The sequence below is a fragment of the Pseudomonas sp. TUM22785 genome, assembly GCF_028198105.1.
Classification (GTDB): Bacteria; Pseudomonadota; Gammaproteobacteria; order Pseudomonadales; family Pseudomonadaceae; genus Metapseudomonas; species Metapseudomonas solani.
In genome coordinates this window covers 3,321,295-3,335,958 of the sequence record NZ_CP116239.1, presented here as the reverse complement: position 1 = coordinate 3,335,958, position 14,664 = coordinate 3,321,295, and the positions used below count along the sequence as shown (strand labels likewise).

Below are 14,664 nucleotides of genomic sequence, written 5' to 3'. Positions count from 1 at the left end.
CCGGCGGCGGGCCTCCCGCCGCCCTTCCCCCGAGCACGCCATGCGTACACCTTCCCTGAGCATCCAGAGCCGGATCACCCTGCTCGCCAGCGCCTGCCTGATCCTGGTAGTGGCGTTGCTGGTGGGGCTTTCGCTGTACCAGACCCGGCTCAGCACCGAACGCGTCAAGGCCTCCAGCGGCCGCATGCTAGCCAGCGCCGCCGAAGCCCACATGCAGGCCCAGGCCCGTGTGCAGGCCCTGCAACTCCAGCGCACTTTCCTGCAGACCTACGAGTACGGCCAGGGCCTGTCGCGCTTTCTCCTCTACCTGCGGGCGCGGGGCGCCAGCGGTGAATTGCCGGCCGCCGAATTGCGCCAGCGCGTCGCCGAGCAGATGCGCACCAGCCTCCTCGCCAAGCCCGACCTGCTCGGGCTTTTCGTCATCTTCGAGCGCGACGCGCTGGACGGCGCCGACAGCCAGTTCGTCGGCCAGGACCAGGCCTTCGGCAACGACGCCGGGCGCTTCTCCCTGTACTGGGTGCAGGGCAAGCCGGGCGAGCTGCAACCGGTGGTGGGCCCGGAGCAGATCCTCACCGACACCTCCCCCGGCCCCAGCGGCAGCCCCTACAACGCCTTCTACACCTGCCCCCGCGACAGCCGCCGCGCCTGCGTGCTGGAGCCCTATTTCGACGAGGCCTCGGGCACCCGCCGGCTGGTCACCAGCATCGCCTTCCCGCTGATCGAGGACGGCAAGCTGATCGCCGTGGTCGGCCTCGACATCAGCCTCGATGCCCTGCAGCAGAGCAGCCTGGACAGCAGCCGCGAGCTGTTCGACGGCGCCGGCCGGGTCAGCATCATCAGCCAGGGCGGCGTGGTCGCCGGGCACAGCGCCGATGCCGCGCAACTGGGCAAGCGCCTCGACCAGGTGCTGCCCAACGGTACCGAGCCGCTGCTCGCCACCCTGCGCCAGGGGCAGCCCATCACCCAGGCGGACGCCGAACGCATCCGCGTGCTGGAACCGCTGCCGCCGATCACCGGCGCCGCGCCCTGGGGCGTGCTAGTGGACGTGCCGCAGCAGGTGCTGCTGGCCCCGGCCGAAGCCTTGCAGAAGGAACTCGATGCCGAGCGCCTGGCCAGCTCCGCGCTGGAGTTCAGCCTCGGCAGCGGCGCCGCCCTGCTCGGCGTGCTGCTGATCTGGTTCGCCGCCTTCCGCATCACCCGCCCGCTGCAGAGCCTGACGCGCATGCTGGAAGACATCGCCGAGGGCGAAGGCGACCTCACCCGGCGCCTGGCCGTGCACTCCCGTGATGAACTGGGCAAGCTCGCCGCCGCCTTCAACCGCTTCGTCGAACGCATCCACGCCTCCCTGGGCGAGGTGGCCTCGGCCACCGGGCAGGTCAACGAGGTGGCCCGCCAGGTGCTGCACAGCTCCAACGCCTCGCTGCGCAACTCCGACGAACAGGCCCAGCGCACCAGCAGCGTGGCAGCGGCCATCAACCAGCTGGGCGCCGCCGCCCAGGAGATCGCCCGCAACGCCGCCGACGCCTCGCAGCAGGCCTCCGACGCCCGGCTGCAGAGCGAGGACGGCCGCCAGGTGGTGGGCAAGACCCTGGAGGCGATGAACGCGTTGTCGACCCGCATCCAGGCCTCCTGCGGCAACATCGAAAGCCTCAGCGGCAAGACGGTGGACATCGGCCAGATCCTCGACGTGATCAAGGGCATCTCCGAACAGACCAACCTGCTGGCGCTCAACGCCGCCATCGAGGCCGCCCGTGCCGGCGAAGCGGGTCGCGGTTTCGCAGTGGTCGCCGACGAGGTGCGCAGCCTGGCCCACCGCACCCAGGTGTCGGCGCAGGAAATCCAACGCATGATCGAAGAGCTGCAAGCCGGCGCCCGCGAAGCGGTGGGCACCATGACCGAGAGCCAGCGCTACAGCCAGCAGAGCGTGGAGATCGCCCAGCGCGCCGGCGACAGCCTCTCCGGCGTCACCCGGCGCATCGGCGAGATCGACGGCATGAACCAGTCCGTGGCCACCGCCACCGAAGAACAGACCGCCGTGGTCGAAGCCCTGAACATGGACATCACCGAGATCAACACCCTCAACCAGCAAGGCGTGGAAAACCTCCAGAGCACCCTGCGCGCCTGCTCCGACCTGGAGCAGCAGGCCGAACGCCTGCGGCAACTGGTGGGCAGCTTCCGCCTCTGAGCCGTCGGGTTGCACCCGACCTACAGGGCCTGCTTTCGTGGGAGCGAATTCATTCGCGATGCGGCGTATCCCGGTGGCATCAGCGCATCGGTTTCACGCCGCCCGGCATAACCCCGCAGGGCGGGTGAAACCCGTGTGGCCGGCACTACACTTTCCCCTGCCCGCTGTGCCTGTACGCAAGCCCCTGGCACGGCGGCACAATGGCTGGCACAGGCAGACAACGGGTTGGCAGACAGAGCAATTTCCCTGGCGCAGCCACGAGGCAGACTGGGACTGCAGAAATCTGCCAACGCACCGCGATCCGCCAGACCAATAATTCAGGGAGCCCCCCTAATGCGAATAAACAGGATCCTCGTCCACTCAGCGCTGAGCCTCGGCTTGTCGCTGGCGGGGCTGAACGCCCATGCGGACCTTCCCGCCGACACCATCGGCCAGGTGACCTTGCCCTTCCCGCCGGAGCCGCACCGCGCCTACATCGTCGACGTCGAGTTCGAGAACTTCGTCGCCGGCCGCGTGACGGTGGTGGACCCGGAGAAGAAGAAGATGCTCGGCATGGTCAGCACCGGCTTCGCCGCGCCCTCGACCCTGAGCCGTGACGGCAAGCGCCTGTACACCGCCGACCTGTTCTATTCGCGCGGCACCCGTGGCACCCGCACCGACGTGCTGACCGCCTGGGACACCTCCACCCTGTCGCCGTCCTGGGAAGTGCTGATCCCCACCAAGCGCGCCGAGATGCTCACCCAGCGCTATTCCCTGGGCACCAGCAGCGACGACCGCTTCGTCTACGTCTACAACTTCACCCCGTCCACCTCGGTCACCGTGGTCGACACCCAGGCCAAGGCGGTGACCGCCGAGATCGCCATCCCCGGTTGCGTGCTCAACTACCCGGTGGGCAAGCGCGCCTTCGCCTCGCTGTGCGGCGACGGCAAGCTGCAGGTGATCAAGCTCGACGACAACGGCAAGGAAGTGGCGCGCACCCAGACCGCCTTCTTCGACCCCAACGCCGAGAAGCTGGTGGAGCGCGGCATCGCCCTGGGCGACACCTACTACTTCACCACCACCACCGGCACCGTGCGCGGCGTGGACGTTTCCGGCGACAAGCCGAAATTCCTCGAACCCTGGTCGCTGACCACCGAGGCCGAGCGCAAGGCCGGCTGGGCACCGGGTGGCTGGCAGCTGCTGGCCGTGGCGCCCAAGCTCAACCGCCTGTACGTGCTGATGCACGACGCCCACGAGCCGATGAAATGGGAAGACCCGAGCCCCTTCGTCTGGGTCTACGACCTGAAGACCGGCAAGAAGGTCGCCACCCTGGAAGCGCCCAACCCGATCTGGAGCCTGGCCGCCACCAATGACGACAAGCCGTTGCTGCTGGGCACCAACATCACCGGCGGGCTGGAAGTCTTCGACCTGGCCAGCGGCAAGCACACCGGCACCATGGAAAAGATCGCCAAGACGCCGATCCAGATCCTCAGCCACTAGGAGGTCCGCCATGTACAGCGACCCGATCTTCGTCATCGCCAGCGCCCTCGCCGTCGCGGTGATCCTGGCCAGCGCCGCGACCCACAAGTTGCGCGCGCCGGCCCGGTTCCGCGACCAGGTGGAGGCCTACCAGCTGTTGCCGAAGGTGCTGCTCAAGCCCTTCGCCCGACTGCTGCCGCTGCTGGAGGTGGCCCTGGCCTTCGCCCTGCTGGTGCCCGCCAGCCGCAGCCTCGCCGCCCTCGGCGCGGCCCTGCTGCTGGCTGCCTATGCCGGCGCCATCGGCCTGAACCTGTGGCGCGGCCGTCGCGACATCGATTGCGGCTGCTCCGGCCCGGACCAGTCCCAGCCCATCCGCCCGCAGCTGCTGCTGCGCAACGCGGTGCTGGTGGCCCTGGCGCTGGTCGCCACCCTCACCCCCGGCGCCCGTGAACTGGGCGCCTTCGACGGCTTCGTGGTGATCGCCGCGGCCGCCGTCGCCCTGCTCATCTATGCCGCGGCCGATGGCCTGCTGGCCAACAGCCCCCGTCTGCTCAAACTCATTGGAAGGTGAAATATGGAAGGCCTGATCGTTTCCAACATCCTGCTCTGGTGCCTGCTGCTCGCCCTGGCCTTCGCCGTGATGGGCCTGGTGCGCCAGATCGGCGTGCTCCATGCCCGCCTGGCCCCGGCCGGCGCGCTGATGATGGACAAGGGCGTCGCCGTCGGTGACGCCGCACCCAAGGTGACCGCCGCCGACCGCAGCGGCCGCCCGGTGAACTTCGGCTACGCCGGCGAGAAGAGCCAGCTGCTGTTCTTCCTCTCGCCCACCTGCCCCATCTGCAAATCGCTGCTGCCGGCCATCCGCTCCATCGCCAAGGAACAGGCCGACCGCCTGGAGGTGATCTACGTCAGCGATGGCGACATGGATGCCCAGGCCGCGCTGATCCGCGAGTTCAAGCTGGAAGACGCCACCTACGTGGTCGGCCCGGAAGTGGGCATGACCTACCAGATCGGCAAGCTTCCCTACGCCGCGCTGATCGACAAGGCCGGCACCCTGCGCGCCAAGGGCCTGGTCAACTCCCGCGAGCACCTGGACAGCCTGTTCGAGACCGAGCACCTGGGCAGCGCGACCCTGCAGCAGTACCTGCACGCTGGCCATGCCCATGGCCACTCGCACTCCGCACAACAATAAGGAAGGGAGACTTCCATGAAACTGCTCGATCTCCTGTTCGAACGCTCCGCCCGGCACGTTGCCGACACCACCTCGCGGCGCAAGCTGCTGGCCCGCTTCGGCTCGCTGATGGTGGCCGGCGCCGCACTGCCGGTGCTGCTGCCCATCGACCGCACCGCCAAGGCCCTGGCCGCCGAGGCGCCCCAAGCCGGCGACCCGGGCGACCCCACCAGCTGCGACTACTGGCGCTACTGCTCCATCGACGGCTTTCTGTGCAGTTGCTGCGGCGGCACCGTCACCTCCTGCCCGCCAGGCACCGAGGTGTCCCAGGTGACCTGGATCGGCACCTGCCGCAACCCGGCGGACGGCAAGGACTACATCATTTCCTACAACGACTGCTGCGGTAAGCACAGCTGCGCCCAGTGCGCCTGTACCCGCAACGACAGCGAGGAGCCGGCCTACCGTCCCTTCAACAACAACGACGTGAACTGGTGCCTGGCCGCCAAGTCGCACATCTACCACTGCACCATCTCGGTGATCCGCGGCGTGGCGATATGAACGGAGGGGTTGTCATGCGAGCACTGTTCATCGTCACGCTGGCCTGCGCCATGGCAGCCCCGCCGGCTTTCGCCCGGGCGATCCCCGACCCGCACCAGCGGGCCGCGCCCGGCAACGAGGCCGAGCAGAAGCCCATCTCCCAGGCGGGCTACAGCACCCCGGTGAACTACCAGCTGCAATGCGCCGGCTGCCACCTGGGCGACGGCACCGGCTCCAAGGCCAACGACACGCCACGGATGAAAGGCTTCGTCGGCAACTTCCTCAAGGTCGAGGGTGGCCGCGAGTTCCTCGTGCGCGTGCCGGGCATGTCCCAGTCCGCGCTCAACGACGCGCAACTGGCCGACCTGCTCAACTGGCTGATGCGCGAGGACGGCATGGCCGGCAAGAGCATGCCCGCCCGCTACGAGCCCTACAGCACCGAGGAAGTCAGCCGTCTGCGCAAGGTCAGCATGCTCAACCTGCCCGGCACCCGCGCCGAGCTGATCGAGCGGATGCGCGAACAGGGCATCCCCATCGAGGACGGCATGGACTACTGAGCGCCCTGCCCCCTTCGAGCCCGCCTTCATGGCGGGCTTTTTATTGGGCTGCGGTGGCCCATTGTGGGAGCCGATGGAGTGCCTGCTCACTCGCAGCAAGGTGCCGGCGGAAGGTCTTTCGCGGCTGAAGCCGCTCCCACAAGGAAAGCCCGCAGCAAGGCCGGACATCGCTGTGTTGGGCCTCGCTGCGCTCGGCGCCAACCTACATGCCCTGCCTGATCGATGGAGCCGAATGGGGCGTAGGGTGGATGGCACTCTTTCATCCACCAAGCGACCTTCCAGCCCACACGCATGCCACGCCTCGTGGGAGCGAATTCATTCGCGATGGATCATCCGGCCATTCGAAGCCAGGTGCCGGCGGGGAGTCTTTCGCGGCTGAAGCCGCTCCCACAGGGAAAGGCCGCAGCGAGGCCGATGGGCGAATGAATTCGCCCCTACAGGTGCCGTGTGGGGCATCGTGCCGGCGTACCCGACAATGCGGGCTAGACCAACAGGCTGAGCCAGGCGGAGGCCAGGAGCAGCAGGGCCATGGCCTGGTTGAAGCGCTTCTGCGCGGCGGCGCTGCGCCACAGGCGGGCGCTGCCGAAGCCGAGCAGTGCCCAGACGCCCATGCAGGGGATGGAGACCAGCAGGAAGGCCAGGGACAACGTCACCACCCGCGCGGCCTTGTCGGCGTCCTCCCCGGCGAATACGCCGACCACCGCCAGGGCCATCATCCACACCTTGGGGTTGACCAGCTGCAGGCCGATGGCGCCGGCCAGGCCGAGGCGCGTGCCGGGGTCGGCCGGGTCGTCCAGCGAGCGCGCCTCGCTGCGCAAGATCTGCCAGGCCAGCCAGCTCAGCCAGGCGATGCCGGCCCAGGCCATGGCCCGTTGCAGCGCGGGGTGGCTGGCCAACGCCTCGCCCAGGCCGAGCCCCACCAGCAGCACGATGGCTGCGGCGGCGGAACAGGCACCGAGGACGATGGGCAGCGCGGCGCCCAGGCCGAAGCGCGAGGCGTTGCTGAGCACCAGGATATTGGTGGGCCCGGGGGTGATGGAGGCGACGAAGGCGAACAGCAGGAAAGGCAGCAACTGTTCCATGGTCAGCCCCCGCAACGGGGGTGAAGAGAGACGGAAACGGACATCGGCAAGGGCTCCTGTGAAGACGAGCCCCATGGTCACCGCCGCGCCCGGCTCAGTCTGGAAGCTTTGAGCAGCGCTTGCGGTAGTCCGCCGGGGTCAGCCGGTAGGCACGGCGGAACCAGCGCCCGAGGTGGCTCTGGTCGGCGAAGCCGAGGGCGCTGGCGACCTGCGCCGGCGTATCGCCCCGGGCCAGCAGGGTGCGAGCACGGGCCAGGCGCAGCTGGATCAGGTAGGCGTGGGGTGCCAGGCCGAAGGCGGCCTTGAAGGCACGGGTGAGGCGGAAGCGGTCGACGCCGGTGGCGCGGGCCAGGTCGTCCAGGCCGATCTCCTCGTCCAGGTGCGCGTGCAGGTAATCCCGCGCGCGCAGCGCCACCTGGGGCAGGCGCGGGTCCTGTTGCTGGCGCAGGCGCCAGTGCAGGTGCCCGGTCATCTTCGCCAGCAGGTGATCGATGGCGGCCTGGCGCAGCATGCGCACCTCGTTGCCATGCAGGGCGTGGAAGGCCTGCAGGGTGGCATGGGCCAGCGTCGGGTCGTGGGCCAGGGTGTCGGCGAAGCTCGGCTGGCAGCCGGCCGGCGCGTCCTCGAACAGCGCGTGCATCTCGCGCGCCACCCACTGCGGGTCGAGGTAGAGCATGGAATAGGTGAAACCGTCTGCGGTGGGCGCGTGGCCGTCGTGGATCTCGCCCGGTTCCAGCAGGAACACCTGCCCCGGCGTGCTGACGTTGCGCCGGCGCCGGCAGTTGAACTGCTGCACGCCCTGCTCGGTGACGCCCACCAGGTAGCTGTCGTGCCAATGGGGGTCGTAGGCGTGGCCCTGGAAATGGGCGCGGATGGTCTCGATGCCCGTGTCACCGTCCTGCGCGAGATCGATCCAGTTGCGGTTTTCCAAGGGGCTCTCCAAAGGCCAGGGTGCAAGCCTGCACCGGGCGTGGGTGAAAGGCCATTATCCGTCGTCGGAAAAGCGCGTCTGGAAGATTTGTGCAGAAACGGCCCCTTGCGGGGCCGCCCGTGGATCAGGACTTCTGGCTGTAGCTCTGGATCAGGTTGGCGTAGGCCGGCAGGTGGCCGCCGAGGATGCCGCCGAAGCCTTCGATGTCGTTGCGCCAGTCACGGTGCAGCTCGCAGCCGACGCTGAACCAGTTCATCAGCTGGGCGCCGGCCTGGCTCATGCGGTCGAGGGCAGCGTCGCGCACCACCGGGTTGAAGGTGCCGGAGGCGTCGGTGACGACGAACACATCGAAGCCCTCCTCCAGCGCCGACAGGGTCGGGAACGCCACGCAGACGTCGGTCACCACGCCGGCGATGATCAGTTGCTTGCGGCCGGTGGCCTTCACCGCGTCGACGAAGTCGGCGTTGTCCCAGGCGTTGATCTGGCCGGGGCGCGGGATGTAGGGCGCATCCGGGAACAGGGCCTTGAGCTCCGGCACGATGGGGCCGTTGGGGCCGTTTTCGAAGCTGGTGGTGAGGATGGTCGGCAGGTTGAAGAACTTGGCGATGTCGGCCAGGGCCAGCACGTTGTTCTTGAACTCGTCGGGGGTGAAGTCGCGCACCAGCGACAGCAGGCCGGCCTGGTGGTCGACCAGCAGAACGACGGCGTTGTCCTTGTCGAGGCGGTTATAGCGGTAAGCCATGGCATTGCTCCTTGCTTCGGTTGGGCGCCGGCCTGGTGGGCCGGCGGAAGGGATTCGGGGTGGTCAGAAGGCGAAACAGGAGCAGCCGAAGGCGCCCCAGAAGCCCTGGAAGTCGCTCACCGGCACGCTGGAAAGGCGCGCCCGCTCATGGCTGTGGGCATGCACGCCGCACGGGCCGACGCACTGGTGCACCTGGGCCACCAGCGGCGCGCTGGGGCGCCAGTGGCCGGGCACCTTGGCCACCGGCGACCAGTCCGGCAGCACCGGCACGGTCGGCGGCGCCAGGTCGTCGAACTCGGCGGCGGCGTGCACCACCTTGCCGTCCACCACCGTGAGCACGGATTCGATCCACTTGATGGCTTCTTCCTCGACGCTGAAGAAGTCCGCCGAGAGCGCCACCAGGTCGGCCAGCTGGCCCACCTTGATCTGGCCCTTCTTGCCCTGCTCCGAGGAGAACCAGGCGCTGCCGTGGGTGAACAGCTCCAGCGCGGTGGCGCGGCTCAGGCCCTGGGGGTACAGCTCCAGGCCGCCGACGGTGCGGCCGCTGACCAGCCAGTAGAGCGAGGTCCAGGGGTTGTAGCTGGACACGCGGGTGGCGTCGGTGCCGGCGCCCACCGGCACGCCCTCGGCAAGCATGCGCTGGATCGGCGGGGTCTTCTCGGCGGCCTTGGAGCCGTAGCGCTCGACGAAGTATTCGCCCTGGAAGGCCATGCGGTCCTGAATGGCGATGCCGCCGCCCAGGGCCCGCACGCGTTCGATGTTCTTCGGCGTGATGGTCTCGGCGTGGTCGAAGAACCAGGGCAGGCCGTTGAAGGGGATGTCGCGGTTGACCTTCTCGAACACGTCGAGCATGCGCGAGATGGATTCGTCGTAGGTGGCGTGCAGGCGGAAGGGCCAGCGCTGCTCCACCAGGTGGCGCACCACCGGCTCCAGCTCCTGCTCCATGGTCTGAGGCAGGTCCGGGCGCGGTTCGAGGAAGTCCTCGAAGTCGGCGGCGGAGAACACCAGCATCTCGCCGGCGCCGTTGTGCCGCAGGAAGTCGTTGCCCTGGCCGTATTTCACCGAACCGGTCCAGCGCTTGAAGTCTTCCAGCTCTTCCTTGGGCTTCTGGGTGAACAGGTTGTAGGCGATGCGCACGGTGAGCTGGTCGGCCTTGGCCAGCTGCTCGATCACCTGGTAGTCCTCGGGGTAGTTCTGGTAGCCGCCGCCGGCGTCGATGGCGCTGGTGATGCCCAGGCGGTTGAGCTCGCGCATGAACTGGCGGGTGGAGTTGACCTGGTAGTCCAGCGGCAGCTTCGGCCCCTTGCTCAGGGTCGAGTAGAGGATCATCGCGTTGGGGCGGGCCACCAGCATGCCGGTGGGCTCGCCACGGCTGTCGCGGACGATCTCGCCGCCCGGCGGGTTGGGCGTGTCCTTGGTGTAGCCGACCACCTTGAGCGCGGCGCGGTTGAGCAGCGCGCGGTCGTAGAGGTGGAGCACGAACACCGGGGTGTCCGGCGCGGCTTTGTTCAGCTCCTCGATGGTCGGCATGCGCTTCTCGGCGAACTGGAATTCGTTCCAGCCGCCGACCACGCGCACCCACTGCGGCGTGGGCGTGCGGTCGGCCTGCTCCTTGAGCATGCGCAGGGCATCGGCCAGGGACGGCACGCCCTCCCAGCGCAGCTCCAGGTTGTAGTTGAGGCCGCCACGGATGAGGTGCAGGTGCGAGTCGTTGAGGCCGGGGATGACGCTGCGCTTCTTCAGGTCGACGACGCGGGTGGCGTCGCCGCGCAGGGCCATGGCCTCGGCGTCGCTGCCGACGGCGATGAAGCGGCCGTCCTTGACGGCTACGGCGGTGGCGCTGGGGTTGTCACGGTCCACCGTGTGCAGGCGGCCGTTGAAGAGGATGAGGTCGGCTTTCATGTCGGTTCCCGAAGTGGCGGCGAAAGAGGCGCCGGGCATGCCGGCGAAAGGCAGGGCGGACCAGAGCGCGCCCGCTGCGCCCAGCAGGGAGCTGTTGGCGAGGAAGCGGCGGCGGCCCTGGTTGGTGTCGTCGTTGTCCATGGGGTTCTCCGGTCAGCGGGCGTTGAGCCAGCCGGCGAACAGCCGGGTGGCGCGGGGCATGAAGAGGTACACCACCAGCAGCACGATGCTGGCGGTGATCACCAGGTTGCTGCCCAGGTAGCTGCCCAGCCAGGGCAGGCGGGCGAAGGCCGGCTGCCACAGCAGCGGCACCAGCAGGCTCAGCGGCAGGATCACCAGGAAGGTGACGCAGGCCTGCTTCCAGCGCGGCGGCTGGGGCGCATCCGGTGCCTGCGGGGTGAACCAGAACTCGCGCTCGTCCTGCACCTCGATGCGGTCGCCGTCGGCCAGCAGCGGCTCGGCTTCGGCGATCAGCGCGCGGCGCTCGGTGGAATCCAGCCAGTCCTGCAACTGCCCGGTGCTGGCGAAGCGCAGCACGCAGGTGAACAGCGCCAGGCCGGCCTCGTGGCCGCGCATCACATCGATGCCCAGGTGGCCCGGGTAGCCCCGTGCAGTGGTGATGGTGCGGCGCAGCCAGGCTTCGTAAGCGGCCTCGCTGCCCGCGCGGATACGGTGGCGTACCAGCAGGGTGACGACTTCCCGCGTGAGTTCATCGGACATGTCCAGCTCCTGTCCAGGGGTTGAGCGCCGGCGGCCGGCGCCGGGAAATTCAGCGTAGCAGCGCCGTTGCGCCGTACCCGCCGAAACGCGGCACGGGCCCTGTGAATGAGCCGGCGACGGCGAGCCATTGCGGGTGCCAACAGCGAGTCCCGCAGCGTTGATCGACGACCATGGTGCCGCGCCGGGCCAGGGGTTACTTGTATGCATGTGCTGGCTTGGCGCCGATGTGCGCTGGTGATGACCGAAGCGTCTATTCCGGCACCTCCAGGGACTGTAGAACGGCGCGTGCTGGGCCAGAATGCACCGCCGTGATCGCCCCTCTTGCGCCGGGCGCGTGCCAGCGAGATGCTTGCGCGCCCCCGACACCGCCACCGCCCCGAGGCCCCCGCGAATGCCCGACCTGCTGCAGAACTACCCGCTGATCTTCGGCATCGCCCTGGTGCTCCTCGACCTGGTCCTCTGGCGCCTGCTGCCGGCCAATCCGCCGGCCTGGCGGGTGCTGGCACGCCTGGGGCTGTTCCTCGCCTACAGCGCGCTGATCATCGGTGCCGGGCTCAGCCCGCTGCTGCCACCGCCCGGTGCCGACACCGCCCAGGCGCTCACTGCCACGGTGCTGGAGATCGTCTGGTGGCTGTACTGCGCACGCACACTCACCGTGGTGCTGGGCCTGCTGCTGATCTCGCGCAACGGCCACACCGGGCGCCTGCTGCAGGACGTGATGGGCGCGGTGATCTTCCTCGTGGCCATAGTCGCCGCCGCCGGCTATGTGATGCAGCTGCCGGTCAAGGGCCTGCTGGCCACCTCCGGCGCCATGGCGATCATCGTCGGCCTGGCGTTACAGAGCACCATGGCGGACGTGTTCTCCGGGATCATCCTCAACACCACCAAGCCCTACCAGCTGGATGACTGGATCTCCATCGACGGCACCGAGGGCAAGGTCATCGAGATCGACTGGCGCGCCACCCACCTGCTCACCGGCCAGGGCAGCACGGCAGTGATCCCCAACTCGGTGGCGGCCAAGGCGAAGATCATCAACAGCAGCCGCCCCAACGACGCCCACGGGGTGGCCATCAGCCTGGAAGTGCCGGCCAGCGTGCGCCCGCGCCGGGTGCTGGATGCCCTGGAGAAGACCCTGCAGGGCTGCAGCGCCCTGCTCAGTTCCCCTGCGCCGAAAGTCTCGATCAAGAGCGCCGGCGCCTCGGTCAATGTCTACGAGGCCAGCGGCTTCATCGGCCCGAAGACCAGCAAGGTGGAGGTGCGCAACCTGATGTTCGACCTCGCCCACCGCCACCTGGAAGCCAGCGGCGTGGTGTGGAACGCCGACGCCCTGCCCCAGCCGCGCCAGCGCCTGCTGCTGGACGAGGTGAAGATCTTCCGTGCCCTGGGCAACGAGGAGAAGGACCTGATCGCCCAGGCCATGGAGGCCCGCGACTACCTGGCCGGCCAGGTGGTGCTCAACGTCGGCGAGGTGGCCGAGCACCTGCTGGTGATCGGCACCGGCGTGGTCTCGGCGGCGGTGCCCGACGGCGACGCCTGGATCGAGGCCGGGCGCATGGGCCCGGGCGAGATCATGGGCGAGGAAGGCATCATCGACGACACGCCCTCCCGGGCCCGCTTCACCGCCCTCACCTCCTGCCGCCTGTACCGCATCGACCGCGACAACATCCGCACCTGCCTGGAGCAGCGCAGCGAAATCCGCACCGCGCTCAACCGCCTGCATGCCTTCCGCGAGCAGGCCAGCCACTCCCTGCTGCTGCAAAAGCCCACCGCCTTGCGCAAGGGCGGCTTCCTGCAGTGGTTGCGCAAGCCGTAGACCGGGCGCTGCACGTAGCCCGTAGGATGGGTAGAGCACAGCGAAACCCATCACGCGAAGTTGCAGGACGCCCCGCAAATCGCAACACGAATACCGGCCACGCGGGTTTCACCCGCCCTACGTTCTGCCCCTGTCGGCGCCGCGAATCACCTATGGATTCGCGCCCACCGTGCAAATTGATGGGTTTCGCGTAGCTCTACCCATCCTACGAATTAGCCAAGCTTTTCTACACTCCAGACAGGAACCCTTCCGACTGGAGGAGATGGCCATGCGCATCGGCGTGCCCAGGGAGATCAAGAACCACGAATACCGTGTGGGGCTGACCCCGCAATCGGTCGCGGAGCTGCACCGGCTCGGCCACGAGGTGTGGATCGAGACCCACGCCGGTGCCGGCATCGGCTTCAGCGACGCCGATTACCAGGAGGCCGGCGCGCATATCGCCGCCAGCGCCGACGAGCTCTTCTACACCGCGCAGTTGCTGGTGAAGGTCAAGGAGCCCCTGGCCACGGAACGTTCGCGCCTGCGCTCGGACCAGACGCTGTTCACCTACCTGCACCTGGCCCCCGACCGGCCGCAGACCGAGGAACTGATGGCCTCGGGCGCCACCTGTATCGCCTATGAAACGGTCACCGACCACCTCGGCCGCCTGCCCCTGCTGGCGCCGATGTCCGAAGTGGCCGGGCGCATGTCCATCCAGGCCGGCGCCAGCTGCCTGGAGAAGGCCCGTGGCGGGCGCGGCGTGCTGCTTGGCGGGGTGCCCGGGGTGGCCCCGGGCAAGGTGGTGGTGCTGGGCGCCGGGGTGGTTGGCAGCCATGCGGTGGCCATGGCCGTGGGGATGGGCGCCGACGTTACCGTGCTGGACCGCAGCGTCGATGCCCTGCGCCGCCTGGACACCCTCTACGGCAACCGCATCGTCACCCTCTGTTCCACCCACGCGGCCCTGCGCGAGCAGGTGCTGGGCGCCGACCTGGTGATAGGCGGCGTACTGGTGCCCGGTGCCGCCGCGCCGAAACTGATCACCGCCGAGATGGTGGCGCTGATGGCCGAAGGCGCGGTGCTGGTGGATGTCGCCATCGACCAGGGCGGCTGCGCGGAAACCTCCCACGCCACCACCCACGCGGCACCCACCTACAAGGTCGACGGCGTGGTGCACTACTGCGTGGCCAACATGCCCGGCGCCGTGGCGCGCACCGCCACCCTGGCACTGAACAACGCCACCCTGCCCTTCGTCATCGCCCTGGCCAACAAGGGCACGTACAAGGCCCTGGCGGACGACGCGCACCTGCGCAACGGCCTCAACGTCGCCCATGGCCGCCTGGCCATTGCCGGCGTCGCCGAAGCCCACAACCTGCCCTGGACGGCGCCGGCGGAGCTGCTGAAGGACCTGGCGAAGCACGCCTAGGCCGCGGACGGGTAGCACCCGGTTGCACCCGTCCGTCCGCGTTGCGCTGTAAATATGACCGAGGGGGATTCACCCGTCACAACCAAAATGACATCATGCGCGCCGCCCGGCGCCATGCGTTCCCGTGTCGGGCCGATCGGCGATGGAATGCCCGCAGATACAAA

Annotated in this window: 13 protein-coding genes and 1 pseudogene; 9 read left to right on the top strand and 5 right to left on the bottom strand. The window is 68.6% G+C overall.

Annotated features, from left to right (window positions below):
* Window positions 1-40 precede the first annotated feature (40 nt).
* From PI990_RS31605 to PI990_RS15205, 7 genes and pseudogenes are all read left to right on the top strand, one after another.
* Window positions 41-1,282 (top strand): annotated as a pseudogene (locus tag PI990_RS31605) (PDC sensor domain-containing protein); the annotation flags it as partial.
* Window positions 1,274-2,185: a methyl-accepting chemotaxis protein gene (locus PI990_RS31600; RefSeq protein ID WP_442969336.1), complete on the top strand. Its 912-nt coding sequence runs from the start codon at window positions 1,274-1,276 to the stop codon at window positions 2,183-2,185. The pseudogene PI990_RS31605 and the gene PI990_RS31600, both read left to right, overlap by 9 nt.
* A gap of 333 nt (window positions 2,186-2,518) precedes the next feature.
* The gene (locus PI990_RS15225) at window positions 2,519-3,664 is read left to right on the top strand and encodes an amine dehydrogenase large subunit (RefSeq protein WP_031286963.1); all 1,146 of its coding nucleotides are present in this window, start codon (window positions 2,519-2,521) and stop codon (window positions 3,662-3,664) included.
* A gap of 10 nt (window positions 3,665-3,674) precedes the next feature.
* On the top strand, window positions 3,675-4,214 hold the full coding sequence (locus PI990_RS15220) for a MauE/DoxX family redox-associated membrane protein (RefSeq protein ID WP_021217248.1): 540 nt from the start codon (window positions 3,675-3,677) through the stop codon (window positions 4,212-4,214).
* 3 nt (window positions 4,215-4,217) lie between these two features.
* The gene (gene mauD, locus PI990_RS15215) at window positions 4,218-4,835 is read left to right on the top strand and encodes a methylamine dehydrogenase accessory protein MauD (protein ID WP_021217249.1); all 618 of its coding nucleotides are present in this window, start codon (window positions 4,218-4,220) and stop codon (window positions 4,833-4,835) included.
* A 15-nt stretch (window positions 4,836-4,850) separates the two neighbouring features.
* Window positions 4,851-5,372: a methylamine dehydrogenase light chain gene (locus tag PI990_RS15210; RefSeq protein WP_021217250.1), complete on the top strand. Its 522-nt coding sequence runs from the start codon at window positions 4,851-4,853 to the stop codon at window positions 5,370-5,372.
* A gap of 14 nt (window positions 5,373-5,386) precedes the next feature.
* Window positions 5,387-5,908: a cytochrome C gene (locus tag PI990_RS15205; protein ID WP_271661162.1), complete on the top strand. Its 522-nt coding sequence runs from the start codon at window positions 5,387-5,389 to the stop codon at window positions 5,906-5,908.
* A 482-nt stretch (window positions 5,909-6,390) separates the two neighbouring features.
* On the opposite strand, the gene PI990_RS15200 is transcribed toward PI990_RS15205, so the two are convergent.
* The 5 genes from PI990_RS15200 to PI990_RS15180 form a co-directional block, all read right to left on the bottom strand.
* On the bottom strand, window positions 6,391-6,990 hold the full coding sequence (locus PI990_RS15200) for a LysE family translocator (RefSeq protein WP_271661161.1): 600 nt from the start codon (window positions 6,988-6,990) through the stop codon (window positions 6,391-6,393).
* Window positions 6,991-7,084: 94 nt separating this feature from the next.
* The gene (locus PI990_RS15195; RefSeq protein WP_043245391.1) at window positions 7,085-7,921 is read right to left on the bottom strand and encodes an AraC family transcriptional regulator; all 837 of its coding nucleotides are present in this window, start codon (window positions 7,919-7,921) and stop codon (window positions 7,085-7,087) included.
* Window positions 7,922-8,045: 124 nt separating this feature from the next.
* Window positions 8,046-8,663, bottom strand: a complete 618-nt coding sequence (gene ycaC, locus PI990_RS15190; RefSeq protein ID WP_021217254.1) for an isochorismate family cysteine hydrolase YcaC — start codon at window positions 8,661-8,663, stop codon at window positions 8,046-8,048.
* Between the two features lie 63 nt (window positions 8,664-8,726).
* Window positions 8,727-10,565 carry an amidohydrolase gene (locus tag PI990_RS15185; protein ID WP_271661305.1) on the bottom strand — a complete coding sequence of 613 codons (1,839 nt, stop codon included), beginning with the start codon at window positions 10,563-10,565 and terminating at the stop codon, window positions 8,727-8,729.
* A gap of 153 nt (window positions 10,566-10,718) precedes the next feature.
* Entirely contained in the window at window positions 10,719-11,285 is a 567-nt protein-coding gene (locus PI990_RS15180) for an antibiotic biosynthesis monooxygenase (RefSeq protein ID WP_271661160.1), read from the bottom strand.
* A gap of 391 nt (window positions 11,286-11,676) precedes the next feature.
* Between PI990_RS15180 and PI990_RS15175 the strand changes: the two genes are divergently transcribed.
* Window positions 11,677-13,098 carry a mechanosensitive ion channel family protein gene (locus tag PI990_RS15175; RefSeq protein ID WP_271661159.1) on the top strand — a complete coding sequence of 474 codons (1,422 nt, stop codon included), beginning with the start codon at window positions 11,677-11,679 and terminating at the stop codon, window positions 13,096-13,098.
* 268 nt (window positions 13,099-13,366) lie between these two features.
* Window positions 13,367-14,500, top strand: a complete 1,134-nt coding sequence (gene ald / locus PI990_RS15170; protein ID WP_021217258.1) for an alanine dehydrogenase — start codon at window positions 13,367-13,369, stop codon at window positions 14,498-14,500.
* Window positions 14,501-14,664 lie beyond the last annotated feature (164 nt).

Excerpts from the sequence above, each read along its gene's own strand:
- PI990_RS15205 (WP_271661162.1), top strand. The coding sequence starts at position 5,387 with ATGCGAGCACTGTTCATCGTCACGCTGGCCTGCGCCATGGCAGCCCCG.
- PI990_RS15175 (WP_271661159.1), top strand. The coding sequence starts at position 11,677 with ATGCCCGACCTGCTGCAGAACTACCCGCTGATCTTCGGCATCGCCCTG.
- mauD (WP_021217249.1), top strand. The coding sequence starts at position 4,218 with ATGGAAGGCCTGATCGTTTCCAACATCCTGCTCTGGTGCCTGCTGCTC.
- ald (WP_021217258.1), top strand. The coding sequence starts at position 13,367 with ATGCGCATCGGCGTGCCCAGGGAGATCAAGAACCACGAATACCGTGTG.
- PI990_RS15210 (WP_021217250.1), top strand. The coding sequence starts at position 4,851 with ATGAAACTGCTCGATCTCCTGTTCGAACGCTCCGCCCGGCACGTTGCC.
- PI990_RS15220 (WP_021217248.1), top strand. The coding sequence starts at position 3,675 with ATGTACAGCGACCCGATCTTCGTCATCGCCAGCGCCCTCGCCGTCGCG.
- PI990_RS15225 (WP_031286963.1), top strand. The coding sequence starts at position 2,519 with ATGCGAATAAACAGGATCCTCGTCCACTCAGCGCTGAGCCTCGGCTTG.
- PI990_RS15200 (WP_271661161.1), bottom strand. The coding sequence starts at position 6,990 with ATGGAACAGTTGCTGCCTTTCCTGCTGTTCGCCTTCGTCGCCTCCATC.
- ycaC (WP_021217254.1), bottom strand. The coding sequence starts at position 8,663 with ATGGCTTACCGCTATAACCGCCTCGACAAGGACAACGCCGTCGTTCTG.
- PI990_RS15180 (WP_271661160.1), bottom strand. The coding sequence starts at position 11,285 with ATGTCCGATGAACTCACGCGGGAAGTCGTCACCCTGCTGGTACGCCAC.
- PI990_RS15185 (WP_271661305.1), bottom strand. The coding sequence starts at position 10,565 with ATGAAAGCCGACCTCATCCTCTTCAACGGCCGCCTGCACACGGTGGAC.